General features: G+C 67.5%; 28 protein-coding genes. 13 read left to right on the top strand and 15 right to left on the bottom strand.

Annotated features, from left to right (window positions below; all coding sequences use genetic code 11):
- Positions 1–100: 100 nt before the first annotated feature.
- Positions 101–1135 (bottom strand): MBL fold metallo-hydrolase, encoded by a 1035-nt coding sequence (locus GNX95_RS00725; RefSeq protein WP_163504909.1) that lies wholly within the window; start codon positions 1133–1135, stop codon positions 101–103.
- On the bottom strand, positions 1132–1635 hold the full coding sequence (locus GNX95_RS00720) for a gluconokinase (RefSeq protein ID WP_222853596.1): 504 nt from the start codon (positions 1633–1635) through the stop codon (positions 1132–1134). The genes GNX95_RS00725 and GNX95_RS00720 overlap by 4 nt, the downstream gene beginning before the upstream one ends.
- Positions 1636–1734: 99 nt before the next feature.
- Here GNX95_RS00720 and GNX95_RS00715 point away from each other — a divergent pair, with 99 nt between their 5' ends.
- The 4 genes from GNX95_RS00715 to GNX95_RS00700 are packed head-to-tail and all read left to right on the top strand — an operon-like array spanning position 1735 to position 3321.
- The gene (locus GNX95_RS00715; RefSeq protein WP_163504908.1) at positions 1735–2034 is read left to right on the top strand and encodes a Dabb family protein; all 300 of its coding nucleotides are present in this window, start codon (positions 1735–1737) and stop codon (positions 2032–2034) included.
- Positions 2035–2094: 60 nt separating this feature from the next.
- A complete protein-coding gene (locus GNX95_RS00710) occupies positions 2095–2421 on the top strand; it encodes a DUF3224 domain-containing protein (protein WP_163504906.1) in 327 nt (108 codons plus the stop codon).
- A gap of 44 nt (positions 2422–2465) precedes the next feature.
- Positions 2466–2855, top strand: coding sequence for a VOC family protein (locus GNX95_RS00705; RefSeq protein WP_163504904.1), 390 nt, complete (start codon positions 2466–2468; stop codon positions 2853–2855).
- Positions 2856–2889: 34 nt separating this feature from the next.
- Positions 2890–3321, top strand: coding sequence for a hypothetical protein (locus GNX95_RS00700; protein ID WP_163504902.1), 432 nt, complete (start codon positions 2890–2892; stop codon positions 3319–3321).
- On the opposite strand, the gene GNX95_RS00695 is transcribed toward GNX95_RS00700, so the two are convergent.
- Together GNX95_RS00695 and GNX95_RS00690 are read right to left on the bottom strand one after the other, a co-directional pair.
- Complete coding sequence (locus GNX95_RS00695; protein ID WP_222853317.1) at positions 3306–4007, bottom strand: helix-turn-helix domain-containing protein; 702 nt, start codon at positions 4005–4007, stop codon at positions 3306–3308. The genes GNX95_RS00700 and GNX95_RS00695 overlap by 16 nt on opposite strands.
- Before the next feature lie 41 nt (positions 4008–4048).
- The gene (locus GNX95_RS00690) at positions 4049–5047 is read right to left on the bottom strand and encodes an LCP family protein (protein ID WP_163504900.1); all 999 of its coding nucleotides are present in this window, start codon (positions 5045–5047) and stop codon (positions 4049–4051) included.
- An 87-nt stretch (positions 5048–5134) separates the two neighbouring features.
- On the opposite strand from GNX95_RS00690, the gene GNX95_RS00685 reads away from it, so the two are divergent.
- From GNX95_RS00685 to GNX95_RS00660, 6 genes are all read left to right on the top strand, one after another.
- Positions 5135–5779: a LysE family translocator gene (locus tag GNX95_RS00685; RefSeq protein WP_222853316.1), complete on the top strand. Its 645-nt coding sequence runs from the start codon at positions 5135–5137 to the stop codon at positions 5777–5779.
- 70 nt (positions 5780–5849) lie between these two features.
- Positions 5850–7190 (top strand): acyltransferase family protein, encoded by a 1341-nt coding sequence (locus tag GNX95_RS00680; protein WP_163504898.1) that lies wholly within the window; start codon positions 5850–5852, stop codon positions 7188–7190.
- A 102-nt stretch (positions 7191–7292) separates the two neighbouring features.
- Positions 7293–7574 carry a DUF6879 family protein gene (locus tag GNX95_RS00675; RefSeq protein ID WP_187369578.1) on the top strand — a complete coding sequence of 94 codons (282 nt, stop codon included), beginning with the start codon at positions 7293–7295 and terminating at the stop codon, positions 7572–7574.
- Between the two features lie 215 nt (positions 7575–7789).
- A complete protein-coding gene (locus GNX95_RS44115; RefSeq protein ID WP_163507736.1) occupies positions 7790–7948 on the top strand; it encodes a helix-turn-helix domain-containing protein in 159 nt (52 codons plus the stop codon).
- Positions 7949–8153: 205 nt separating this feature from the next.
- Positions 8154–8528, top strand: coding sequence for a Scr1 family TA system antitoxin-like transcriptional regulator (locus GNX95_RS00665; RefSeq protein WP_343034738.1), 375 nt, complete (start codon positions 8154–8156; stop codon positions 8526–8528).
- A gap of 57 nt (positions 8529–8585) precedes the next feature.
- Positions 8586–8798 (top strand): hypothetical protein, encoded by a 213-nt coding sequence (locus tag GNX95_RS00660; protein ID WP_163504894.1) that lies wholly within the window; start codon positions 8586–8588, stop codon positions 8796–8798.
- On the opposite strand, the gene GNX95_RS00655 is transcribed toward GNX95_RS00660, so the two are convergent.
- Positions 8795–10771 (bottom strand): acetoacetate--CoA ligase, encoded by a 1977-nt coding sequence (locus GNX95_RS00655; protein ID WP_163504892.1) that lies wholly within the window; start codon positions 10769–10771, stop codon positions 8795–8797. The genes GNX95_RS00660 and GNX95_RS00655 overlap by 4 nt on opposite strands.
- 76 nt (positions 10772–10847) lie before the next feature.
- Between GNX95_RS00655 and GNX95_RS00650 the strand changes: the two genes are divergently transcribed.
- Positions 10848–11441 carry a sugar O-acetyltransferase gene (locus GNX95_RS00650; protein WP_163504890.1) on the top strand — a complete coding sequence of 198 codons (594 nt, stop codon included), beginning with the start codon at positions 10848–10850 and terminating at the stop codon, positions 11439–11441.
- Positions 11435–12391, top strand: a complete 957-nt coding sequence (locus GNX95_RS00645; protein ID WP_163504888.1) for an LLM class flavin-dependent oxidoreductase — start codon at positions 11435–11437, stop codon at positions 12389–12391. The genes GNX95_RS00650 and GNX95_RS00645 overlap by 7 nt, the downstream gene beginning before the upstream one ends.
- A 60-nt stretch (positions 12392–12451) precedes the next feature.
- On the opposite strand, the gene GNX95_RS00640 is transcribed toward GNX95_RS00645, so the two are convergent.
- From GNX95_RS00640 to GNX95_RS00625, 4 genes are all read right to left on the bottom strand, one after another.
- On the bottom strand, positions 12452–13219 hold the full coding sequence (locus GNX95_RS00640; RefSeq protein WP_163504885.1) for a beta-ketoacyl-ACP reductase: 768 nt from the start codon (positions 13217–13219) through the stop codon (positions 12452–12454).
- Positions 13220–13318: 99 nt separating this feature from the next.
- Positions 13319–14059, bottom strand: coding sequence for an SDR family oxidoreductase (locus GNX95_RS00635; protein ID WP_163504883.1), 741 nt, complete (start codon positions 14057–14059; stop codon positions 13319–13321).
- A gap of 60 nt (positions 14060–14119) precedes the next feature.
- Positions 14120–15031, bottom strand: a complete 912-nt coding sequence (locus GNX95_RS00630) for an alpha/beta fold hydrolase (protein ID WP_163504881.1) — start codon at positions 15029–15031, stop codon at positions 14120–14122.
- A gap of 1 nt (position 15032) precedes the next feature.
- Positions 15033–15785: an SDR family oxidoreductase gene (locus tag GNX95_RS00625; protein ID WP_163504879.1), complete on the bottom strand. Its 753-nt coding sequence runs from the start codon at positions 15783–15785 to the stop codon at positions 15033–15035.
- A 120-nt stretch (positions 15786–15905) separates the two neighbouring features.
- On the opposite strand from GNX95_RS00625, the gene GNX95_RS00620 reads away from it, so the two are divergent.
- A complete protein-coding gene (locus tag GNX95_RS00620) occupies positions 15906–16967 on the top strand; it encodes a CapA family protein (RefSeq protein WP_163504877.1) in 1062 nt (353 codons plus the stop codon).
- Here GNX95_RS00620 and GNX95_RS00615 read toward each other — a convergent pair.
- From GNX95_RS00615 to GNX95_RS00590, 6 genes are all read right to left on the bottom strand, one after another.
- Positions 16956–17897, bottom strand: a complete 942-nt coding sequence (locus GNX95_RS00615; RefSeq protein WP_163504875.1) for an RICIN domain-containing protein — start codon at positions 17895–17897, stop codon at positions 16956–16958. The two genes, GNX95_RS00620 and GNX95_RS00615, sit on opposite strands and share 12 nt — an antisense overlap.
- Positions 17898–17958: 61 nt before the next feature.
- A complete protein-coding gene (locus GNX95_RS00610; RefSeq protein WP_163504873.1) occupies positions 17959–18555 on the bottom strand; it encodes a C40 family peptidase in 597 nt (198 codons plus the stop codon).
- Positions 18556–18623: 68 nt separating this feature from the next.
- Entirely contained in the window at positions 18624–19205 is a 582-nt protein-coding gene (locus tag GNX95_RS00605; RefSeq protein WP_163504871.1) for a CHAP domain-containing protein, read from the bottom strand.
- Positions 19206–19310: 105 nt separating this feature from the next.
- Positions 19311–20939 (bottom strand): acyl-CoA dehydrogenase family protein, encoded by a 1629-nt coding sequence (locus GNX95_RS00600; protein WP_163504869.1) that lies wholly within the window; start codon positions 20937–20939, stop codon positions 19311–19313.
- Positions 20923–21555: a TetR/AcrR family transcriptional regulator gene (locus tag GNX95_RS00595; RefSeq protein WP_163504867.1), complete on the bottom strand. Its 633-nt coding sequence runs from the start codon at positions 21553–21555 to the stop codon at positions 20923–20925. Before GNX95_RS00595 ends, GNX95_RS00600 begins: the two co-directional genes overlap by 17 nt.
- Before the next feature lie 542 nt (positions 21556–22097).
- Positions 22098–22523, bottom strand: coding sequence for a hypothetical protein (locus tag GNX95_RS00590; protein WP_163504865.1), 426 nt, complete (start codon positions 22521–22523; stop codon positions 22098–22100).
- Positions 22524–22551 lie beyond the last annotated feature (28 nt).

Genomic DNA, 22551 nt, shown 5'->3' with positions numbered 1-22551 from the left:
TCCCTCCAGGGCGCCGACGGGAGAACGAGCAAGCCCAGAAAACCCAACCACCTCCCCACCGCAACACCACCCCAGAACCGCCCGCTGGTCGTACGCGCCGTCAGCTAGAATAGCGCCACACACCGTCCACTTTGGACGATGTGAGCCGACCCTGCAGCACCAGTACGTTCAGATGCGCGCTGGTCTCGAAAACCGCGAGCATCTGGTTGAACGGATCCAGGTCGAGCAGCTTCTTCTCCCGTCGCGTCCAGCCGATCAGCCCAGCCGCCTCGTAGGCCGTACTCGCGCCTTTCTCAACCGCGGCAAGCGAAAGGTCCAGGCGATGGTCATGGTGCTCGAGCAGCTCGTCGACCCTGGCGTGGACACTCTCGCGTGCCGGACCGTGCGCCGGCAGCATCGCGGTGTCCGGCATGCCGCGCACCAGCTTCAGCGAGCCGAGATAGTCGGCGAGCGGAAGTTTCACCGGCACCGCCTCGAAACCGATCGACGGCGTGATGTGCGGCAACACGTGGTCGCCAGTGAAGGTCAGGACATTGGCGTCGTCGCGGAAAACGAGGTGGCCGGCGGTGTGGCCAGGAGTCGGGATCGCCGTCAGGGAACGAGAAACCAGCTTGATGTCGCTTCGGCCCTCGATCCACTCGTCGGGCATTTCCCACATGTCCGACGGCTCCGGCGGCGGCCGGTCCATGTTACGGAACAGCTCGATCAGCGGATCCGCGCCAACACTGCGAAGTCCTTCGAAGCCACGCAGGGCACGCGGTGTGCCGGCGGCGATCAGCGACTCCTTCTCGCCGATGCCCAGCGCGACCTCGTTGCCAAACTTGCGGCGTATCGTCACCGCCTGCGTGTAGTGGTCACGGTGTACGTGCGTGACGAGAAACCGCCGGATATCACCGAAACCAAAGCCGAGCGCGCCGATCGCCCGCCCGAGCCGCTGCTCCGACTCGGCCAACGCCCATCCGGAGTCGATCATCGTCAGGCCACCGTCGTCGACGATCGCGTAGACGTTGACCGCGCGCAGGCCGTCGTTTGGCAACGGCAGCGGAATGCGATAGACGTTGTCCGCGACCCGGAAGACACCGGGCTGCGTCCAGTCGGTCGCGTCGCCTTCCTCGCGTACGGCGAACTCGCTCACCGGACCACCTTCTTTCCGTACTCGACCGCCTGTTCGACGATCCGCGCCGGCGGCTCCTCGACGCTGACGACCAGCCCCGGTTCGTCCGGTCCGAGCGGCTCCAGGTCGGCGAACTGCGACCGCACCATCGACGGTGCCATGAAATGCTGCCCGCGCCGGCGCGACCGCTCTGTAATGAGCGCCTCCGAGCCGTCCAGATGCAGAAACCAGGTCGCCGGGTTGTCCTCGCGGAGAAGGTCTCGGTAGGCGCGTTTGAGCGCGGAGCAGGTGACGACCCCACCGCCGTCCTGGTGTCGGTGAATCCAGCCGGCGAGCGTACGCAGCCACGGCCAGCGGTCGGTGTCGGTCAGCGGCTCGCCGCGGGACATCTTGGCCACGTTTTCCGCCGGATGGAAGTCGTCGGCCTCGGCGAACGGCACACCGAGCCGGTCGGCCAGTTGCCTACCCACAGTGGACTTGCCGGAGGACGAGACCCCCATGACGACGACCACTGTGCGCACACTCACCTATTCGTCATACCAGCCGGGCAGGCCACAAAACGCTTACCGTGCACTAGCCTTCTGTGGAATCAGCCACAGGTGGGACGAACGGAGCGGCCAATGATCATGCACGTGGTGACGTTCACCTGGCGGCCGGACGCGTCGGAGGACCAGATCCGCGCGCTGACCAAGGAGCTCGCCACGCTGCCGTCGAAGATCCCCGCGCTGCGCTCCTATCACTTCGGCCCCGACCTGCGGCTGCGCGACGGCAACGCGGACTTCGCCGTCGCCGCGGTGGTGGACGACGCCGACGGCGTACGCGGCTACCTCGAGCATCCCGCGCACGTGGAGCTGGTGAAGAACTTCGTGCAGCCGATCGTGGCCGGCCGCAACGCCGTCCAGATGGCGATCGCCGACTGACCGAACCTGTCAGGTATGTACGACACGATGGCTCCGACACCGACTTCGAGGAGCCATCTGATGAGCAAGCGCGCCACCGCCACCTTCACGCTGGACAAGACCTACGCCGGCGAGCTGGCCGGCACGAGCGTCACCAGGCTGCTGTTCGGCAGCAAGGCCGAGGACTCGCCGGCGTACGGCGGATTCGAGATCGTCACCGCCGACCTGCAGGGCCGCAAAGGCACCTTCATGCTGCATCACCGCGCCGCGCAGGGTGACCAGGGGTTTTTCGACCTGACCGTGCTGGCCGGCTCCGGCACCGGCGACCTGAAAGGCCTCACCGGCAGCGCGCAGATCGAGATCGACGAAGCTGGCGGGCACACCATCCGGCTCGACTACGACGTCTGATTCGTCAAAGACCGCGTACGGCGGTCGCGGCTAGCGTCACGGCCATGACACCAAAGCTGAGCGTTGTCCAGATCGTCACGAACGACATCGACGCGAGCCTGGCCTTCTATCGGCGGCTCGGCCTGGCGGTGCCGGAGGACCTGACCGACAAGTCGCACGTCGCGTACGAGCTGCCTGGCGGCATGTCGATCAGCTGGGACCCGGTGGAGACGGTGAAGTCCTTCGATCCCGACTTCACCATGCCGACCGGCTCCGGCCTGGCGCTGGCCTTCGACTGCGCCACACCGGCCGGCGTCGACGAGATCTTCTGCGACCTGATGGACGCCGGCTACCAGGCAAAACACAAGCCGTGGGACGCCTTCTGGGGCATGCGGTACGCGACCGTACTCGACCCGGACGGCTATGGCGTCGACCTCTTCGCACCGCTGAAGTAAGGAACCAACGCGGCGGCGGCCGCGTCCTAGCGATATGCGCATCCTCCCGCTCTGCGCCGCCGCCGTCGCTGTCGCCGCGTTGCTGGCAGCCTGCGGACCGACCGGCGGCACGGCACCGCTCGTATCGCCGTCGGCGACCTCGTCACCGTCGGCATCAACCTCACCGTCGGCGTCAGGCTCACCGTCGACACCGGCCACGCACCCGCCGATCCGCAAACCGCCTGGTCGTACGCAGCCGCCACCGGCCGCTTTGGAGAGCCACCAAGGCACTGTGACCAACGGCGTCGAAGGCGGCTGCCTGATCCTCAACGCGGCGGACGGCAAGTTCGAGCTGATCGGCGGCGACCGTACGGTCCTGCGCGCGAACGCGAAAGTGGTCGTGCACGGCTATCGGACGAAAGGCAAGATGAGCCACTGCATGCAGGGCACGATGTTCCAGGTGGTGTCGGCTCAGCCGGCTTCCTGAGTCAGCAGGCCGCGCAGCGACACGCCGGCCAGCGCCTTCACGTCACGCGCGAAGTGCGCCTGGTCGGCGTAACCGTTCTCGATCGCGACCGTCGCGTACGGCGTGCCGATCCGCGCCGCGTCCAGCGCGCGGCCAAACCGGATGATCCGCATCAGCGTCTTGGGGCCATAGCCGAAGGCCTGCCGGCAGCGTCTCAGCAGCTGCCGCTCGCTCAGGCCGGCGGCACCGGCTGCGTCCGCCACGGACACGCCTTTGCGCAGGTCAACGGCCAGCGCGCGGGTCAGCGGGTCGGGCTCTCGGCCGGCCAGCGCGTCGCCGGCGATCCGCTCGAGCGCGTGGCCGCGGTCGTGCGCGGCCGAGACCTCCCCGGTCAGCCGGCGTACGCGGCCGGCCGGCCACAGCTCGGCCAGCGGCACGCGGCGGTTGACCAGCTCGTACGCCGGAACGCCGAATACCTCCGGGCCCAGGCCCGGCCGGAACCGGATGCCGGCGTAGTGGCGGCCGGGACTGGCCGGCGAGAGCTGCGCGACCGTGTCCGGGCCGGCGACCATCAGCTCGCCGTCGACCCAGATCAGGTCGATGCAGCCGTCCGGCAGCACGCGGGTCGGGGCGGCGGCCGGGACGAGCGGATCGGTCCGTGTCCACAGCAGCGCACCTGGCAACCGCGCCAGCCGTTCCTCGTACACATCCCGATGATGTCACCGGCCACCGACAGTCGCCGAGCGCGCTACGCGCCGTGCGTCACCGCGTTCGGTGCGTACGCACGCCAGTAGGCCGCGTAGTTGTCGGACTTGATCGCGCGCGCGAGCGCCGCCACCGCGGTCGGATCGACCTCCTGATACTGGATGTGGTTGATCGTCATCGCGCCTTTCATGTGCAGCGAGCCGTACGTGATCGCGCCGACGTCGAGCTTCGCGACCGCCACCGCGAGGTTCTTGACCGGCATGCCCCTGTCGACGGTGGTCGACTTGGCCACCGCCGACAACGCTTGGTCGAGCCGGATGACATCGCCGCGCATGCCGAGCGAGAGACCCTTGTACATCAGCGCGCGCAGGAATTGCTGGTGTCGCTTCATCCGGTCGAAGTCGCCGTTGGGCAGGCCGTGGCGTTGGCGCAGGTAAAACTCCGCCTGCTTGCCGGTGAGGTGGTTCCAGCCGGCCGGCCAGTGGATGTGGAACTGGTTGTCGTAAACCGGTTTGTCGATCTTCACGTTGACGCCGCCGACGGCGTCGGTCGCCGTGTGTACGGCGCCGAAGCCGACCACCATGACGTGGTCGATCCGCACGCCGAGCAGGCCCTGCACCGTACGCACCGCCAGCGGCGCCCCGCCGTACGCCAGCGCCGCGTTGATCTTGGTCTTGCCACCGTGCCACGGCCCGGCGGCCGGCACGTTGACGTACGCGTCGCGCTGGATCGAGATCGCCGAGACGTGCCGGAAGTCGCGGTCGACGTGCAGCACGATGATCGCGTCCGACCGCTGGCCGGTGATCCCCTGATAGCCGCGGTTGTTCTCGAAGTTGTCCGAGCCGAGCATCAGGATCGTCATCGGACCTCGCGCGGCGGTGGCACCCGGCAGCAGGTCGGCACGGTTGACCTGCGCCGCGTAGCGTTCGGCGACCCGGTCGATCACCGCGTCCCTGATCGCCGCCGCCGTCGTCGGCAGGACGGTGGCCGCCGCGAGCAGGATCATCGTCGGCAGCATGGCCAACAGCAGTCGTCTGTTCATCGTCCCCCCAAGTTGAGCTGCGCAAACATCAAACGCCGATGGGATCTTTTTCGCAATTCGGACACGCGGGGAGGGTTATCGTGTGGCGTGACCAATCTGAGCCTCGTCCTCGGCTTCGCGCTGACCGCCTTCCTGATCATCGTCGTGCCCGGTCCGAGCGTGCTGTTCGTGGTCAGCCGAGCCGTCTCGTACGGCCGGCGGACCGCGCTGGTGACCGTGCTCGGCAACGCCGTCGGGGTCTACGTGGTGGTGCTCGCGGTGGCTTTCGGCCTCGGCGCGGTCATCCAGACCTCCGACACCGTGTTCACCGTCGTCAAGCTGGTCGGCGCCGCCTACCTGGTGTTTCTCGGCGTACGCGCGATCCTCGACCGCCGGTCGCTGGGCGACGCCGCCGCGCGGCCGAGCACCGAGGTGCGGCGGTCGGACCGCCGCGCGTTCCGCGCCGGCGTGTGGGTCGGCTTCTCGAATCCGAAGACGTACGTGCTGTTCGGCGCGATCCTGCCGCAGTTCGTCGCGCCTGCGGCCGGCCATGTGTGGCTGCAGATGATGGTGCTGGGCCTGATCGCGGCGGTGATCGGCCTGGCCGCGGACAGCGCGTGGGCCCTGGCGGCCGGCGCGGCGCGTACCTGGCTGAGCCGGTCGTCCAACCGGCTGTCGCTGCTCGGCGGCGCCGGCGGTGTCGTGATGATCGGACTCGGGGTCGAGCTGGCGATCACCGGTCGCCACGACTGAGTAGTTCTACCCGGCCGATCGTCGCGGTTGTGCTCAGGAAATCGCGGTCGGCGGCCGGCAGCCTGAAAGCATGACAACGACAACGCTGCCGGCGACCGCCGCCGAGCTGGCCGCTGCCACGACTGACAACCGCGACCGCTACGTCGACTTTCTGCGCGTCTTCTCGATCGGCGCGGTCGTCGTCGGCCACTGGTTCCTGGCGCTGATGCTGGTTCACAACGAGATCTGGCTGGCGAAGACCTTCGCGGTGCAGCTGGTGACCTGGCTGTGGCAGGTCATGCCGCTGTTTTTCTTCGTCGGCGGCTTCTCCCACGCCGTCACGCTGCGCTCGCTGCGCAAACGCGGTGGCACGAACGCGGATTTCCTGCGTGCGCGCGTACTGCGGCTGCTGCCACCGGTCGTCCTCATGCTCGGCAGCTATGCCGCCCTGTCGGTGATCCTGGAAACCGTTGGCCTGTCCGGAAATCCGTACGCGCTCGCGGCGGAGACGGTGACCGGTCCGCTGTGGTTCATCGGTGTTTATCTGGCTGTTGCCGTGCTCGCGCCGGCGATGGACCGTCTGCATCGGCATTACGGCGCGAGAGTCGTCGTTTTTCTGGTCGTGGCAACGGCTGCCGTCGATGTGTTGCGTCTGGCCGGGCACCTGCCGGTGCTCGGCCTGGGCACCGAGCTGCTGGTGTGGCTGACGATCCACCAGCTCGGCTTTTGTTACGCCGACGGCTCCTTGGTCGCCGCCGGTCGCCGGTTTGTCGCGGTGATGACATTTGGCGCACTGGCCGTCACGACTGTTCTGACGCTCGGCACTGGTATCTATCCAGTCGCGATGGTCGGCTTCGCCGGCATCCCGTCCAACGCCGGCCCGGCCAGCTTTGCGTTGCTGTCACACGGATTCTGGATCGTCGGCCTGGCGATGCTGCTGCGGCCGGTCGTCAACCGCTGGCTGCGCAACCGCCGCGTGTGGACCGGCGTGATCGTCGGAAACGGTGTCATCATGACGATATTCTGCTGGCACCTGACCGCGACCTTCCTCGCCGAAGGCGCACGATTGCTCACCGGAATTCCGGTGCCGGCCGCCGGCACGGCCGCGTGGTGGACCGTCGCCGTACCGGTCTGGTTCGGTGCCTGCACCATCGCACTCGTCGCATTGGTTGCGATTTTCCGCCGCTTCGAACGGATCCCGTTGCCGTCGGCCTCTCGGTCAGGCGTCGGTTACCAGGTGGCCGCGGTCGTCGGCACCGTACTCGCCGGCCTCGGCATGTTCGCGGTCGCCGCGACCGGACTCGACGGCCTGCTGTCGTTCTCGACCGAACTGGTCGACGGCATCCCGATGACCGGCCTCGGCGCGTTGGCGATCCTCTTCTCCGGAGTGGCGCTGCTCTACGCCAGCGGCTCGCGAAACCCGGTGCGGTAGCGGCGAAAGGACGCTTATGCGGTAACGCGCATAACCCTTGACCGAGCCGGATTTTGTCCCTCTACCTTCACGTTACGTGTTCAACCAACCGGGGAGAGTAACGTGAAGCTCAAACGAATCGCTCATGGCGATTGCTTGCAAGGTGACGTACGTGTTCGAGGCTACCGCCAGTCAGGCAAGTGGATCGGCCGAGTCCACGTCATTAGGCGTCCGCTGACGGACTACCTCCGCTTCGAACTTGCCGCCTACCGGTACAACGTTGCCGCTGGAGAAGACGTACGCATCCTCGACGTCACCGATCGGCCGAATCCCGGTCTACCAGACCAGGATTTCTGGATGTTCGACGAGACCAACAAACCCGGACGGCACGCAGATCGGACGTGAACTTCTCGAAGGCGTCGACCCGGCACCATACGTCGCTTGGAAACATCTGGCTATGGAGCACTCAGTCCCGTATCAGGAGTGCCTGAAGGCTAAAATAGACGGGTGAAGCTCGACCCCGCGCAGGCCGGACGTGATCGCGAAAGCCTGGCGGATGCGCTGGCGAACCTGCGCCTGCGTCGGGTCTGTCGGGAGATCGACTAGCCCGGCGCTGTGGCATGCGCCAGAGCAAGGTCAGCCGGATCGAGACAGGACGGTTGCTTCCTAGCGTCGTCGACGTTCAGCAGATACTCGCAGCCCTCGGTGTCGACCAACCGACGCAGGCGGATCTGGTCGCACTCGCGCAAGTCGCCAACACCGAATATGAAGACATATGAGCACTCGTACGCAGTGGGCTTCATCATCGCCAACGAGGGCTGGCGACGCTCGTGTCGAACGCCACACTCATGCAACATGTCCTGCCGAGTCTCATCACTGGACTCCTCCAAACGCCTGAATACATGCAAGCGGCGATGAACACACCAGTCACTCCGGCAGGCGCGGATCCGTCCAGAACCATCGACCTGAAGCTCGCACGCCAGGGTGATCTTGCGTGACTCCAACAAGGAGTTCAGGTTTCTGCTGACCGAACCGACCGTCAGGTGGCGGCTCTGCGATCCGTCAATCATGGCGGCGCAACTCGACCACCTGACTGAAGTCTCACGGTTGCCGAATATTCGGATCGGTGTCATCCCGTTGACCCGACAGGTCCCGCACGGCGCCTTCGATACCTTTGTCCCGTACGACCGACGGCTTGTCACGATCGAGCTCTTCTCCGGCCGGGTAGTCCTGCGAGATCCCAAGGACATCGATCATTACCGAGATCTGTTCGACTTTTTCAGTGAGTACGCGGTGTGGGACAACGAGGCACGCGGCCTGCTGGAGACCCTTGCTGACGACTTTCGGAGTGGCAAATAATTCGAGGACGTGCACAGCACTAGCGGGCGCGAGTGCCTGATTCCTAGCATTTTCGTTATGAGAAAGGCACAGCCTGTCGAGACACTGCGCGGCCTGCTGGCCTTACGACGACAGATCGAGCAGTCCAAAGTGGACACCAAGGCTCTGTTTCAGGCGGCTCGATGCCGGGCGGACAACGTTCGAGTGGCACATTTCGTCGGCAAGCTGCTCGCCTTTCAGTTGATACTCGACATGATCTCGATCGAGGTCGACTCCTTCGACCGTGACTAACGCGCGAACGCGACGAAAGTGTCCAGGGCGGCCGGGTTGGCGAGAGCGTCGCGGCTGACGGCTTTCTCGGCCGGTGTGCCGGCGAGGATCTTCTTGACCGGCACCTCGCATTTCTTGCCGTTGAGCGTACGCGGAACGTCATCCACGACAACGAAAGAGTCAGGCACGTGGCGAGGCGACAGTTCCGTACGCAGCGCGGCCTTCACCTTCGGCTTCAGCTCCTCAAGATCTGCGCCGGGAGCCAGCACCAGGAAGCACAACAGCTCGCCTTCGGACTCACCGCCGAGCCTGGTCGTGTCAATGACGAGAGAGTCAAGCACCTCGTCAAATCCCTCTACGACACGATAGAACTCGGCGGTCCCCATGCGTACGCCGCCGCGGTTGAGGGTCGAGTCGCTGCGGCCGAAAATCACGCAGGAGCCGCGGTCGGTGACCATGAACCAGTCACCGTGCCGCCACTTTCCCGGATACATCTCGAAATATGCCTCGCGCAGCCGAGTGCCGTCCGGGTCGTTCCAGAAGAACACCGGCATCGATGGCATCGGGCGCGTGACGACCAGCTCGCCGACCTCGCCGACGACCGGTTTTCCGGCTTCGTCGTACGCGTAGGCCGCAGAACCGAGCGAGGCGCAGGACATCTCGCCCATCCACACGGGCACGGTGGGCGCGGCACCGATGAAGGCCGTGCACAGGTCGGTGCCGCCGGAGGTGCTGCAGATCTGTACGTGCTCACCGACCGCGTCGGCGATCCACCGGAAGCCCTCGGTGGACAGCGGCGACCCGGTGGAGCCGAGCGCGCGGATGCCGGTCAGGTCAACGTCATCGCGCGGCCGCAGCCCCTTTTTCAAGCAACTCTGGACAAACGGCGCCGACGTACCAAAGAAGTCGACGCGCGCCTCGGCGGCCAGCCGCCACAGCACGCCGAGATCCGGGAATCCGGGGTTTCCATCGAAAAGTACGATCGTGGAGCCGACCAGCAGGCCAGAGATGAGGAAGTTCCACATCATCCAGCCGGTGGTGGTGAACCAGAAAAACCGCGATCCCGGGCCGAGGTCACAGTGCATCGTCAGCACTTTGAGGTGCTCGACCAGGATTCCGCCGTGACCCTGCACGATGCCTTTCGGCAGGCCGGTCGTGCCGGACGAATACAGCACCCACAACGGATGGTCGAAGTCGACCGCCTCGAACGCCAGCTCGTCACCGGCGCCACCGGCCAGAAAATCGTCCCACGCGAGCGTCCCATCCAAGGAGGGGCCGTCGACGTAGTCGACCAAAACCGTGGCGCGAAGGCTGGGGATCTCGTCGCGCAGCCGTTGCACTGTCGGCGTGGCGTCGAAGGTGTTCCCACCGTAGCAATAGCCGTTCACCGCGAACAGCACGACGGGCTCGATCTGCGCGAACCGGTCGAAGATCGCACGCGGTCCGAAATCCGGCGAACAGGACGACCAGACCACGCCGAGGCTGGCGGCGGCCAGGAAGGCGACCAGTGTTTCCGGAGAGTTTGGCGAAAGCGCGACGACGCGGTCGCCTTTGCCTACGCCGAGCTCGACCAAACCGGCGCGAGCGGCGGCAACGCGCGATCGCAGCTCAGCAAGCGTCAGCTCGGCGGATTTGCCGTCCTCACGCCGAAAGACGACCGCGACGTCACCGGGGTCGCGACCAGGCACATCACGCAGCGCGTGCTCGGCGTAGTTGAGCGTCGCACCAGGAAACCACTTGGCGCCAGGCATCGAGTCGTCGGCGAGTACGCGCGACGGCGCAGCGTGGAAACGTACGTCGAAAAACTCGACGGCCGCGCCCCAGAAGCCCTCCAGGTCGGTCACCGACCACTCGTGCAGCGCCGCGTATCCGCCGACCGGGTCAGGCAGGTCGACGCCGCGGTTGTCGCGTACCCACCTGGTGAACTCGGCCAGCCGGCTGCGGTCGGCGCGCTCCGGATCCGGCCGCCACAGGACCTCGGGTTCCTCCGGCATCGGCGTCTCCCTCTCCGTTCGGTGACTCGCGCTTCATTGTTACCCCATCACACCGCCGTGCGAGGATCTGCAGATCATGAGCGAACACCGCGACCGGATGATCAGCGGCCAGCCCTACCTGGCCAGCGATCCCGAGCTCGTCGCCAACTACGTCCGCTGTCAGCAGCTGCTGGAGCGGTTCAACGCGCTGTCGATCGTGGAGCGCGAGCAGCGGCGGGCCCTGCTCAAGGAGATGCTGGCCGAGGTCGGCGAGGACACCAACGTGCGCGCGCCACTGCAGATCGAGTACGGCGACCTGCTGTCGATCGGCGCGCGCACGTTCATCAACAACGGTTTCCTGGTGATCGACTGCGCACCCGTACGCATCGGGTCCGACGTGCAGATCGGTCCGCGAGTGCAGCTGCTGACCGCGACGCATCCACTCGATCCGGCCGTACGCAGGACCGAGTGGGAGGCCGCCGAGCCGATCACCGTCGGCGACGGCGTGTGGCTCGGCGGCGGTGTGATCGTGTGTCCCGGCGTGACCATCGGCGACAACACCGTCGTCGGCGCCGGCAGCGTAGTGACACGCGACCTGCCGCCAAATGTCATCGCCGTCGGCAATCCGGCGCGCGTGTTGCGGCCGGTGCCGACCGGCGGACGTACCGAAGGGATTCCCGATCCATGGTGACCATTGGCACGACCTTTCCCTGCCAGATCTCGCCGCGCCGGCTGCCGGCGTACGCGAAACGAGCCGAGGCCGCCGGCTTCGGCCAGCTGTGGGTCGTCGAGGACTGCTTCTTCGGCGGCGGCATCGCGGCCGGTGGCACGGCACTGGCGGCGACCGAGCACATCACCGTCGGCGTCGGCATCCTGCCGGCGGCGGTGCGCAACGCGGCCTTCACCGCGATGGAGTTCGCCACGCTGGCCGAGCTGCATCCCGGCCGGCTGATCGCCGGCATCGGCCACGGCGTACCCGACTGGATCCGCCAGGTCGGCGCCTGGCCGGCGTCTCCGGTCACGCTGTTGGAGGAAAACCTGCGGGCCATCCGCCGGATCCTGGCCGGTGAGCGGGTCACGATGGACGATCGGTATGTGCGGATCCGCGACGTGGAGCTGGTGCACAAGCCGGAGATCGTGCCGCCCGTGGTCGCCGGCGTACGCGGTCCGAAGTCGCTGGCCGTGGCCGGCCGGTCGGCCGACGGCACGGTGCTCGCCGAGCCGGCGGCGCCGGCGTACGTGCACGCCACGCGTCAGCAGATCGCCGCCACCGGTCCACACACGGTGATCGCGTACGCGTTGTTCGCTTGCGCCGAGGACCCGGCCGACGCGCTGGCGATCGTACGAGAGAGGGCCAGCCACGCGCTGTCCAACCCGGAGACCGACGCACACGTGTCGATGCTGCCCTTCGCCGACGAACTGCGTGCGCTGCGCACGTCTGCTGGCTCGCGTGAGGAGTTTGCCGCCGGCCTGAAGGACGAGTGGCTGCGCGAGCTGGCGGTCGTGGGGACGGTTGACGACTGCGTACGCGCGATCGGTGAGCTGGAGTCCGCTGGCGCCGACGCGGTCGTCGTGCATCCGGCGCTCGACCTCGACGCTCACCTGGTGTCGGCCGAGCCGCTGCTGGCCGCCTTACGCTGAGCGGTCGCATGGCCACCATGCTTGCGTTGGACGCACGCATGGTGGCCATGCGACCACACGCTAGCTGGCCATCTTCCGGCCGCCGTCGACGTAGAGCACCTGGCCGGTGATGAACGACGACTCGTCGCTGGTCAGGAAGGCGATCGCGTTGGCGATGTCCTCCGGATAGCCGACCCGGCGTACGGGTGTGGCCTCCGCGGCGGCCTGCTGCAGCTGCTCCGGCGTGACGCCGACGCGGCGGGCGGTGTCGTCGGTCATGTCGGTGACGATGAAGCCGGGCGCCACCGCGTTGACGTTGATGCCGAAGGGGCCGAGCTCGATGGCGAGCGTACGGGTGAAGCCCTGCAGGCCGGCCTTGACGGCGGAGTAGTTGGCCTGACCGCGGTTGCCGAGCGCGGAGATGCTGGACAGGCTGACGATCTTGCCGTACTTGCGCGCCACCATGTGTTTCTGCGCGGCCTTGGTGGTCAGGAACGCGCCTTTGAGGTGGACGGCGATGACCGTGTCCCAGTCCTGCTCGGTCATCTTGAACAGCAGGTTGTCCCTGGTCACGCCGGCGTTGTTGACCAGGATGTCGACCGAGCCGAACTCCTTGGCCAGCCGGTCCACCGCCGCGGTGATCTGGTCGGCGTTGGACACGTCCGCCCCGAGCGCCAGCGCCTGGCCACCGGCCGAGGTGATGGCGTCGACGGTGGCGCCGCAGTTGGACTCCTCCAGGTCGAGTACGCCGACCGCCGCACCGTCGGACGCCAGCCGGCGCGCGACCGCGGCGCCGATGCCGCGCGCGGCCCCGGTGACCAAAGCGACTCTCTGCTCGGATGTGGCCATCAGTTCGTCTCGCCTTTCCGTTGGCACCAGTTAGCCGAAACTCTAGAACGGGATTCGGTTTGCCGCCGCGCCGGTGTGAGCTATCCCCCGGCCTGAGTGTCAGCGACCGCCGGCGACGCGCAGGATGGCGCCGGTGGTGTACGACGCGTCGTCGGAGAGCAGCCAGCAGATCGCGGCGGCGATCTCGTCGGGCTCCCCGGGCCGGCCGATCGGAACCCCCGGCGCCATCCGCTCGACCCGTCCGGGGTCACCGGCGTCGGCGTGGATGCGGGTCGCCACCAGACCCGGTGCGACCGCATTGACCCGGATCCCCTGGCCGCCGACCTCCTTGGAGAGGCCGACCGTGAAGGCGTCCACCGCCGCCTTGCTCGCCGCGTAATGCACGTACTCGCCGGGACTGCCGATCGTCGCCGCGCCGGACGACAGGTTGACGATCGCTCCACCGCTGCCACCGCGTTCGGTCGACATGACTTTGACGGCTCGCTGCGTGCAGTATTCGAGGCCGAGGATGTTGACCTCAACGACGCGGCGGAGCACGTCGCCCGTTACGTCCGGAAACGGTCCGAGAGGTCCGGTGTAGCCGGCGTTGTTGACCAGGCCGGTGACCGGCCCGAACTTCTCCGTCGTACGCGCGAAAAGCTCGTCGACATCGGTCTCCGAGGCCATGTCGCCGCGTACCGCGAGCGCGTTGTCGGCGCCGAGCTCGGCGACCAGCTTGTCCGCACTGTCCACATCGGACAGATAGCTGAGCGCCACGGCGTGACCGCCGGCCACCAACCGCCGCGCCGTCGCCGCGCCGATCCCCCGGCCGCCACCCGTCACGATCGTCACCTTCGCCATGATCACGACGGTAACCCACCATCAGTTGGCACAACCGACGCGAGGGTGGCGTGGTCGCGGTCAGGCGGTGGCGTGGACCATTTTTCGGATGGGCGCGGCGACGACGTGTGGACGTTCCATCAGCAGCATGTGGCCGGTGTCCGGCTCGACGTGCAGGGTTGCCGACGGAATGGCCTCGGCGATCTCGCGGCTGTGCCGCACCGGCGTCAGCTGGTCGTTACGGCCAACCACAACCGAAACCGGTACGCGCGCGAGCGCATTCAGTTGCGTACGCATGTCATGGCGCAGCAACACCGGATAAAACTCAACGATGGTGCGGAAAGGCGTGGCCTCGATCATCGCGGCGGTGGCGCGTACGACCTGCGGGGCCGGCTCCGGGCCGAAGCCGACGCGTTCGAAGCGGCGCAGCATCGGCTTGTGGCGCAACGAAAAAATCCGTCGCGCACGGTCGACGCCGCGCGGATAGCGTTGGCCGACGGCGACCAGCGGCGCCGGCACGTTGCGGACGAAATGGGCGATCGGACCGCGCCGCGGATGCCGCTCGGCCAGGCCGCCGGCCGCCGTGCTCACCAGTACGACGCCGGTCACCAGATCGCCGAAGATCTCCGGATGCGAGCCGGCCAGCGACATGATCGTCATGCCACCCATCGACATGCCGGCGAGCACCACCGGCCCGGTCGGCGCGAGTGCCCGCAAAACCTGGAAAAGATCCTCACCGAGGCGTGCCACGGTGACCGGGTCGGTCCCCCAGGTCGACTGGCCGTGGCAACGCTGGTCATAGCGTACGAACCGGGTCCCACCGACCTCCGCGTCATGTGCGAGCGGCCGCAGCGCGCGCAACACCGGCGTCCACGACTGCGCGCGCAACGTCCAGCCATGTGCGAGCACGACGGTGACGGCGCCGTCGGGGTCGCCGGTGATGTCGGCGTGCAGCCGCGCGCCGTCGTCAGTGGACACGGTCCGTACGCGCACGTCAGACCCCGCCGCGCAGCGTGATCCCACCGTCCAGAAGGAGCGTCTGGCCGGTGATCCAGCCGGCCCGGTCGGAGGCCAGGAAAGTGACCGCGGCGGCCACGTCCTCCGGCACGCCGAGGCGCTGCAGCGGATAATGCGCGGCGACGCCGTCCTCGTCGGCGGCATACAGCTTCTCGGCGAACCGCGTTTTCACGACGGCCGGCGCGACCGCATTGACGCGTACGTTCGGCGCCAGCTCCAGCGCGTACTCCTGCGTGATGTGGATCAGGGCGGCCTTGCTCGCACCGTACGTGCCGATGCCCGGTGCCGGCCGCAGGCCGCCGAGCGAGGCGACGTTCACGATCGACCCACCGTGCTGCTCCATCCACGCGGCATGGACGCGGGATACCCAGGACATCGCGGCGAACACGTTGACCTCGAAGATCTTCGACACAGCGCGCGGCTCGATGTCGACCATCCGGCCGAAGACCGGATTGGTGCCGGTGTTGTTGACCAGTACGTCCAGGCTGCCGAAGGTCTTGATGACCGTCTCCACCACCTCGGCCTGGTGGTCGGGGTCATGTGCCTTGCCGGCGATGCCGATCGCGTGCTGCTCACCGCCGAGCTGCCGTACGGCCTCGGCCAGCGGCTCCGCGGACCGCGCGGTGACGCAGACCTTGGCTCCGCTGTCGACCAGCTCCCGCGCGACCGCCAGACCGATGCCACGGCTGGCGCCGGTCACCACCGCCACTTTCCCGTCGAAACCGCCCATGCCGCCCTCTCGCCTACTGGTTGGTAACACTTGACCGTAACCCGAAGCCGGTGGCTGCCGCGAGATGACGCCACATAAGGCCAGTACAGTGCGGTTGTGTGCTTACGACGGCACGCGAGAATGCGTGCGATTGTCGCGATCGCGGTCGTCACGGCCGCGATCGCCGGATGTTCCAACGGGGCCCCTCAGACACCTCGGAAGTCCGCCGCGCCGGCGCCGGACGTGACCACCAGGGCCGAGGCTGACGCCGACAAACCGATCACCATCGCGTTCGCCGGTGACGTGCACTTCGCCGGCCGTACGGCCAAACTGCTCGACGACCCGGCGACCGCCTTCGGCTCGATCGCCGCCCAATTCCAGTCGGCAGACCTCGCGTTCGTCAATCTGGAGACCGCGATCACCGACGGCGGCACCGCCGAGCCGAAGCAATATCACTTCCGCGCTCCTGGCAGCGCCTTCGACGCGTTGAAGGCCGCCGGCGTCGACGCGGCGATGATGGCCAACAACCACGCGCTGGACTACGGCAGGTCCGGGCTCGCGGACACCTTGGCGCTGGCCGAAAAGCACCAGTTTCCGGTCGTCGGCATCGGGCACAACGCCACCGAGGCGTGGAAGCCCTACACCGCGACCGTACGCGGCACGAAGATCGCGATCGTCTCGGTCAGCCAGCTGCACGAGCTGTCCGACAGCTGGACCGCCACCGACAGCCGGCCAGGCGAGGCGTCCGCATGGGTCGACCTGCCGCGTACGCTCGCCGCCATCCGTGCCGCCAAACAGCAGGCCGACATCGTCATCGCGTACGTCCACGGCGGCACCGAAGGCCAGCAGTGCGCCACGCTCGCCCAGCAGAAGCTGGCCAAACAGCTGTCCGACGCCGGCGCCGACGCGTTCATCGAGACGCACGCGCATCTGCTGCTCGGCGACGGCTGGCTCGGCCGGACCTATGTCGCCTACGGACTCGGCAACTTCCTTTGGTGGAAGGACAACGAGCTGAGCAACGACACCGGTGTGCTGCGCCTGACGATCGACGGCAAGAAGGTCACCGGGTCGACGTTCGTACCGGCGTGGATCACCAGGACCGGCCAGCCGGAGGTGGCGACCGGCGCCGAGGGCAACCGGATCAGCCGGAAGTTCCAGCAGCTGCGCGCGTGCACGAGGCTGGCCGGCGCGTCAACCTCCTGACTTGTCGAAGGCGAAGACCTGTCCCGGCGCCGTACGGTCGCAGGTCAGCTGCCGGATCGGTGCGCCGCTTCTGGTGGAGTTGTTGGGAACGCCGAGGCAGAGTCCACTGTGGACAGGGTGGATACGAAAGCCGCGCAGCGGCACGGTCACCGGCTCCAACGTGTATTCCACCGCGTCACCCGAGTCGCAGTAACCGTTGGACACCACCGCGCCGGGATTCGGATCGGCGTGGCTCACGCCGACGCAACCGGGTCCGAGCTTCGGATGCTGCGTGGCCAGGTGGTAGGTGCCGGTCGGCTGTTTTTCCAGGGCGATCGGCGGAAAAGCGTACGCACAGGCGGTCTGGAAGTCCAGGCCGGAGTAGTTGGCCGGGTCCTCGGAGAAGCACATGCCGGAGCGCGGAAGGCGCAGGCGGTAGGTGCCGTCCGGCGGGACCGCCGGGGTGACCGCCAGCGACGCGGACGGCTCGCCGGTGGGTTGCGCCCGCGTCTGGAGCAGCGACGCACCGGGACCTGCGAGCAAGAACACGGTCAGCAGCGCGCCGACCAAAGCCCACACCGGCCGGCTGGCGAGGCCGAAAAACCGCGCCAGAAACGACTTTCCCGGCCGGCCGGCGGACGTGTCCGGCGGTTCCTCCGGCGCGGCGGCGAGCCGCTTACGCACGTCGACCCAGACCTGCGCCACCGACTCGTCGCCACCGGTCGCGCGTACCAGCGCCGTCACCAGCTCCTCGCGTGGCAGGCTCGGCCGGCTGAGCATCGTCGCCGCGGTGCTCCGCGGCAACACACAGCCGGCCGCCGCGGCCTTCTGCTCGAGCTGCCGGTAGGTCAGACCTGACTGGTCTTTCAACCGTCGCAACAGGTCCACGTACTCCGCGGCGGTCCGGGCCGGCCGCGGATCCGGATCCAGAACCGTATCGGGCTCCGACATAGCCCCACTTTGTCGCACGTAGGCAAGCGTGCGGGGCCAAATCAACGAAAACGGCCTCTGCTCAGACTGGCGAGACGAAGCCGGTCGCCTTCGCGCCACCACCGGACATCGACCCGATCTTGCGCCAACCACGGTCGGTCACCTTGTCCCCGAAATTGCCTTCGACCGTACGCACCTGCGAGACGTTGCCGTGGCTGTCGTACTTCACGCCCACCACGACCCCGACATGCCGGCTGTCCGGATAGTTGCCGTAGACCACCACGTCACCGGGCGCGGTGCTCTTCTTGCTGATCGGCTTCCAGCGGTGCTGCGCCTTGCCCCACTTCTGCCAGTAGGTGGCCCAGTGCCCCTGGTTGGTGCCGCTGCCGGTCATGTTCGGCCGCTTGGTCGCGCCGCCCTTCCACCAGGCCCAGTTGGCGAAGATGCCGCACCAGGCGGCCGGCCGCAGGATGGCGCTGCTGATCTTGTACGCCTTCGGGTAGTAGTTGTTGCCGGTCTCCTTCTTGCCGATCTGGCTGATCGCCGCCTTCGCGATCGAGTCACGGATGTGCGCGCTCGGCGGATCCGCGTACGCCGCCGTCACCGGCACCAGGCTGACCGACCCGGCCAGCGCGAACGCGAGCGCCACGACCAGCGCCGCCGTCAACCGTCTCACCATCGGATCTCCTTTCCAGAAGGGAAAGTCCGGCCCGGCGGCCTCCCTCCTCCGCCGGACCGGACGTCGGGCTAGAGAGCCACCGGCGACGCGAAACCGGTCGCCGAGGCGCCGCCGCCGGTCAGGCTGCCGATGTTGCGCCAGCCGCGGTCAGTGACCTTGTCCCCGAAGTTGCCTTCCACGCTGCGGATCTGGGTGACCTTGCCGTCGCTGCCCTTGCGCACCTGCACGACGACGCCGACGTGCCGGCTGTCCGGGTAGTTGCCGTAGACGACCACGTCACCGGGCGCCGGGTTCTTGTTGGCGATCGGCTTCCAGCGGCTGTGGTCCTTGGCCCACTTCTGCCAGTAGGTGGCCCAGTGACCCTGCGCGGTGCCGGAGCCGGTCATGTTCGGCCGCGCCGTCGCGCCGCCCTTCCACCAGGCCCAGTTGGCGAAGATGCCGCACCAGGCGGCCGGCCGGACGATCGAGTCGTTGATCTTGTACGCGATCGGGTAGTAGTTCGTGCCGGTCTCGGCCTTGCCGATCTGGCTGATCGCGGCGTCGGCGATCGCGCTGCGTACGTCGGCCGATGCCGGGCTGGCCGGCAGCGCGCTGAGCAGGCCGGCCATCGCGACGGTCGCGACGGCGAGCGCTGCGAGTCTTCGGACCATGACATCTCCTCACATAATCGGGATGTCAGGCCATTGACGCAGATGTGACTTTACGATCGCTGAATCGCCGCGGTGAAGCGCGGTTGACGACGTTGGAAAAGGCTCCTACGACGTACGCGCGCGGTCGATTATCGCGCTGGTGTCCAGGCCTGCCGGCAGCGTACCGAAGGCGACACCCCAGTCCTCTGCCAGCCTCGACGCGCAGAACGCCGACGCGACCGCCGGGTGGCCGTCGCGCACCAGCAGCGACCCCTGCAGCACCAGCGCCATCCGCTCGACGATCCGTCGCGCCCGGTATTCGAGGTCGGCCAGGTCGGACAGTTCCTTGCGCAGGTGCGCGACCGCGGTGTCGAGCCGCACGTCGGCGCCGGTGGCCAGCTCGACCTCGGCGAAGAACGCCTCCACCGACTCCGGCTGCTTGGCCATGGCCCGCAACGCGTCCAGCGCGGCCACGTTGCCGGAGCCTTCCCAGATCGAGGACAGCGGCGCCTCGCGATAGAGCCGCGGCATGCCGGACTCCTCGACGTATCCGTTGCCGCCGAGGCATTCCAGCGCCTCGGCGGCATGCGCCGGAGCGCGCTTGCAGACCCAGTATTTGGTGACCGCCAAGGCCAGCCGCCGGAACGTCTCTTCGTTGCGATCGCCGTTCGCGGCGAGGTCGGTGGCGCCGGCCAGCCGCATCGAGACGATCGTCGCGGCCTCCGACTCGACCGTCAGGTCGGCCAGTACGTTGGCCATCAGCGGCTGATCGACGAGCAGGGCACCAAAAGCTCGGCGGTGTGCGCAGTGGTGGACGGCGTTGACGACGGCCAGCCGCATGCCGGACGCACCGCCGAGCGCGCAGTCCAGCCGGGTGTTGTTGACCATCGCGATGATCGTCCGGACGCCGCGGCCTTCCTCGCCGATCCGCCAGCCGAGCGCGCCGTCGTACTCGATCTCGGCCGACGCGTTGGACTTGTTGCCAAGCTTGTCTTTGAGTCGCTGCAACAAAATCCGGTTGCGCGTGCCGTCAGGCAGGACCCGCGGCAGCAGGAAGCAGGTCAGGCCGCCGGGAGCCTGCGCGAGCGTGAGGAACAGGTCCGACATCGGCGCCGAGGTGAACCACTTGTGCCCGACCAGGTGATACATGCCGCTCGCGGTCGGTTTGGCGACCGTGGCGTTGGCGCGTACGTCCGAGCCGCCCTGTTTCTCGGTCATCGACATGCCGGCGATCAGGCCGTTCTTTTCGGTCGGCACACGCAGGCCGTAGTCGTATGTGCGCGCGCCGAGCTTGCCCTCGAACTGCCTGGCCAGCTCCGGCTCGACCCGCAGCGCCGGGATTGCCGCGTACGTCATGGAAATCGGGCAGGTGTGACCCGCTTCGACCTGCGACCACACGTAGAACTTGGCCGCGCGCGCCACGTGCTCGCCGTCGCGGAGCATCAGCCACGGCGAGGCCTGCAGGCCGTTTTTCACCGCGACCTTCATCAGGTCGTGCCAGTGCGGATGAAACTCCACCTCGTCGATCCGGTTGCCGAAGCGGTCATGGGTCTTCAGCGCCGGCGGATAGGTGTTGACCAGCCGCCCCCACTCACGCGCTTTCTCGCTGCCGGCGAGCTTGCCGAGCTCGCGCACCTCGCGCTCGGCCCAGTCCGCGCCATACTTTCGCATGCCGTCGAGCAAAGTCGGGTCGTCGGCCACGTTGTAGCCGTCGATCGGCGGAACCTGGTTGGTGACCTCATGGGTGGCCGGCATCGGATGCTCCTAGGGTCTGTTTCGAAGTCCCTAATGCTCGTAAGGCAAAACTGACCAGATTCGGGACGACGTCGGGATGCGGCTGGCCGTCGGCGAGCGGCCCGACCAGCACCTCGCCGACCGCGCCGATCAGCGCGGCGGCCGCGAGTTCGGGATCCTGTGGCGGAAGCGCGTTCTCGCGTACGGCCTCCGCGATCTGTTTCGCCGCCGCGTCCCGGAACGTACGCCGGAAGACCAGCCGCTCCGCCTCCACCGCCGGATCCACCGGCTCCGCCAGCAGCGCGTACGCGAGCCGGGGCGATTTCAACGCCCTGCCAGCGAAAGTTTCCAGAAACGCGACGACCCGCTCGGTCGCCGTGCCCGGCAGGGCCATGGCATCGTGAACCGCCGCGACTTCCCGGTCGACGACCGTGCGGAACAGCTCGACAGCGAGATCGGCCTTGCCGGGAAAGTGCTTGTAGACCGTACCCGTCGCGACGCCAGCCCTGGCCGCGACCGCCGCCATCGAGCAGCCGGCGTATCCGCGGTCGGCAAGCAGGTCCGTCGCGGCGGCGACGATCGCGGCGCGTTGGGTGTCCAGGCGGGCTTGGACGCGGGGGGTGCGGCGGTAGGGCACTCAAGAAGTGAATCAGGGGTTCATAGCTTCGCGCAAGTCGGGGGTGGTGAGGGGGATCGAGGGGTTGGGGTGGTCGTCTGTGTGGCGTCGGGGTGAAGGGTTGGTTTTCTGGTTGATGCGTTGGGGTGGCGGCTTCGCCCGCTCGTTGCGTGTGTGGGTGGTCGGTTTTTCGCCTGCGCGGCGGGCGCGCCTGCGCGGCGAGCGACCTCAAGGGAGGAGGCGCGGGAACGCCAATCATGTGCACGAGGGGTGCGGGCGGCGGTTTATGGCGGGGCTGGGCTCTCTCTGGACTTGCTCGGTCACGCGCGGGAAGCAATCCGTCGGTCTGGATGCCAACGATCGTGCTGTAGCGCTACATATCCGTCTTGCCGGTTTGTGTTTTGGTAGCAGGGCCTTCTTACGTGCGCCCGACGCACGCATGGGGGCCTTGCGAACTTCCCAGGAAGGCCAGGGTGGTGCGGGTGTGACTGTTGGGGCTGACAATGCTGGCGAGGCGGGCTGACTGCGTAATACTTGCTTAACAAGGCATCAAACTGGGACATTTAACGCGTCGAGTTGTCCGGAGCGGGACCGTTGATCCAGGCGGTGACCTCCGAGCGGAACGCCAACACGAGTACGGCGACGGCCAGAGCGATGCCGACGACGCCGGTGAAGACACCGGTGACCACGTTGATCAGGCCGTACAAGACGGCGATCACCTCGATGATCGCCACCAACTGCCGGACCCAGTAACGCTTCTGCGCCACGATCATCGCCGCGCAGACGATGGCGGCGGCGCCGACGATGATGCTGACGACGGTCAGGACGTACGCGAGTGGGTTGACGTCCTGGCCGTGGTCGAAGCGGGTTTTGATGTCCAGCGTGAGGCCGAGGACGCCGAGGAGCGTGGCGGCGCCTTGGATGTAGAGGATCACGCGTACGGCCTGGAGTGCGGCGGGCGCCTTTGGCGGAGCGACTGGATCAGTCATGGGCACACGCTAGTCAGGTCGAGCAGGG

This window comes from Fodinicola acaciae (assembly GCF_010993745.1).
In the GTDB taxonomy this organism is placed as follows: Bacteria; Actinomycetota; Actinomycetes; order Mycobacteriales; family HKI-0501; genus Fodinicola; species Fodinicola acaciae.
This window is presented reverse-complemented; position numbering and strand designations above follow the sequence as displayed.

Coding starts and splice junctions, on each gene's coding strand:
- GNX95_RS00680 (WP_163504898.1), top strand. CDS start 5,850: ATGACAACGACAACGCTGCCGGCGACCGCCGCCGAGCTGGCCGCTGCC.
- GNX95_RS00690 (WP_163504900.1), bottom strand. CDS start 5,047: ATGAACAGACGACTGCTGTTGGCCATGCTGCCGACGATGATCCTGCTC.
- GNX95_RS00625 (WP_163504879.1), bottom strand. CDS start 15,785: ATGGGCGGTTTCGACGGGAAAGTGGCGGTGGTGACCGGCGCCAGCCGT.
- GNX95_RS00610 (WP_163504873.1), bottom strand. CDS start 18,555: ATGGTGAGACGGTTGACGGCGGCGCTGGTCGTGGCGCTCGCGTTCGCG.
- GNX95_RS00700 (WP_163504902.1), top strand. CDS start 2,890: ATGCGCATCCTCCCGCTCTGCGCCGCCGCCGTCGCTGTCGCCGCGTTG.
- GNX95_RS00635 (WP_163504883.1), bottom strand. CDS start 14,059: ATGGCGAAGGTGACGATCGTGACGGGTGGCGGCCGGGGGATCGGCGCG.
- GNX95_RS00605 (WP_163504871.1), bottom strand. CDS start 19,205: ATGGTCCGAAGACTCGCAGCGCTCGCCGTCGCGACCGTCGCGATGGCC.
- GNX95_RS00620 (WP_163504877.1), top strand. CDS start 15,906: ATGCGTGCGATTGTCGCGATCGCGGTCGTCACGGCCGCGATCGCCGGA.
- GNX95_RS00650 (WP_163504890.1), top strand. CDS start 10,848: ATGAGCGAACACCGCGACCGGATGATCAGCGGCCAGCCCTACCTGGCC.
- GNX95_RS00710 (WP_163504906.1), top strand. CDS start 2,095: ATGAGCAAGCGCGCCACCGCCACCTTCACGCTGGACAAGACCTACGCC.
- GNX95_RS00705 (WP_163504904.1), top strand. CDS start 2,466: ATGACACCAAAGCTGAGCGTTGTCCAGATCGTCACGAACGACATCGAC.
- GNX95_RS00645 (WP_163504888.1), top strand. CDS start 11,435: ATGGTGACCATTGGCACGACCTTTCCCTGCCAGATCTCGCCGCGCCGG.
- GNX95_RS00615 (WP_163504875.1), bottom strand. CDS start 17,897: ATGTCGGAGCCCGATACGGTTCTGGATCCGGATCCGCGGCCGGCCCGG.
- GNX95_RS00715 (WP_163504908.1), top strand. CDS start 1,735: ATGATCATGCACGTGGTGACGTTCACCTGGCGGCCGGACGCGTCGGAG.
- GNX95_RS00655 (WP_163504892.1), bottom strand. CDS start 10,771: ATGCCGGAGGAACCCGAGGTCCTGTGGCGGCCGGATCCGGAGCGCGCC.
- GNX95_RS00590 (WP_163504865.1), bottom strand. CDS start 22,523: ATGACTGATCCAGTCGCTCCGCCAAAGGCGCCCGCCGCACTCCAGGCC.
- GNX95_RS00640 (WP_163504885.1), bottom strand. CDS start 13,219: ATGGCCACATCCGAGCAGAGAGTCGCTTTGGTCACCGGGGCCGCGCGC.
- GNX95_RS44115 (WP_163507736.1), top strand. CDS start 7,790: ATGCGCCAGAGCAAGGTCAGCCGGATCGAGACAGGACGGTTGCTTCCT.
- GNX95_RS00660 (WP_163504894.1), top strand. CDS start 8,586: ATGAGAAAGGCACAGCCTGTCGAGACACTGCGCGGCCTGCTGGCCTTA.
- GNX95_RS00600 (WP_163504869.1), bottom strand. CDS start 20,939: ATGCCGGCCACCCATGAGGTCACCAACCAGGTTCCGCCGATCGACGGC.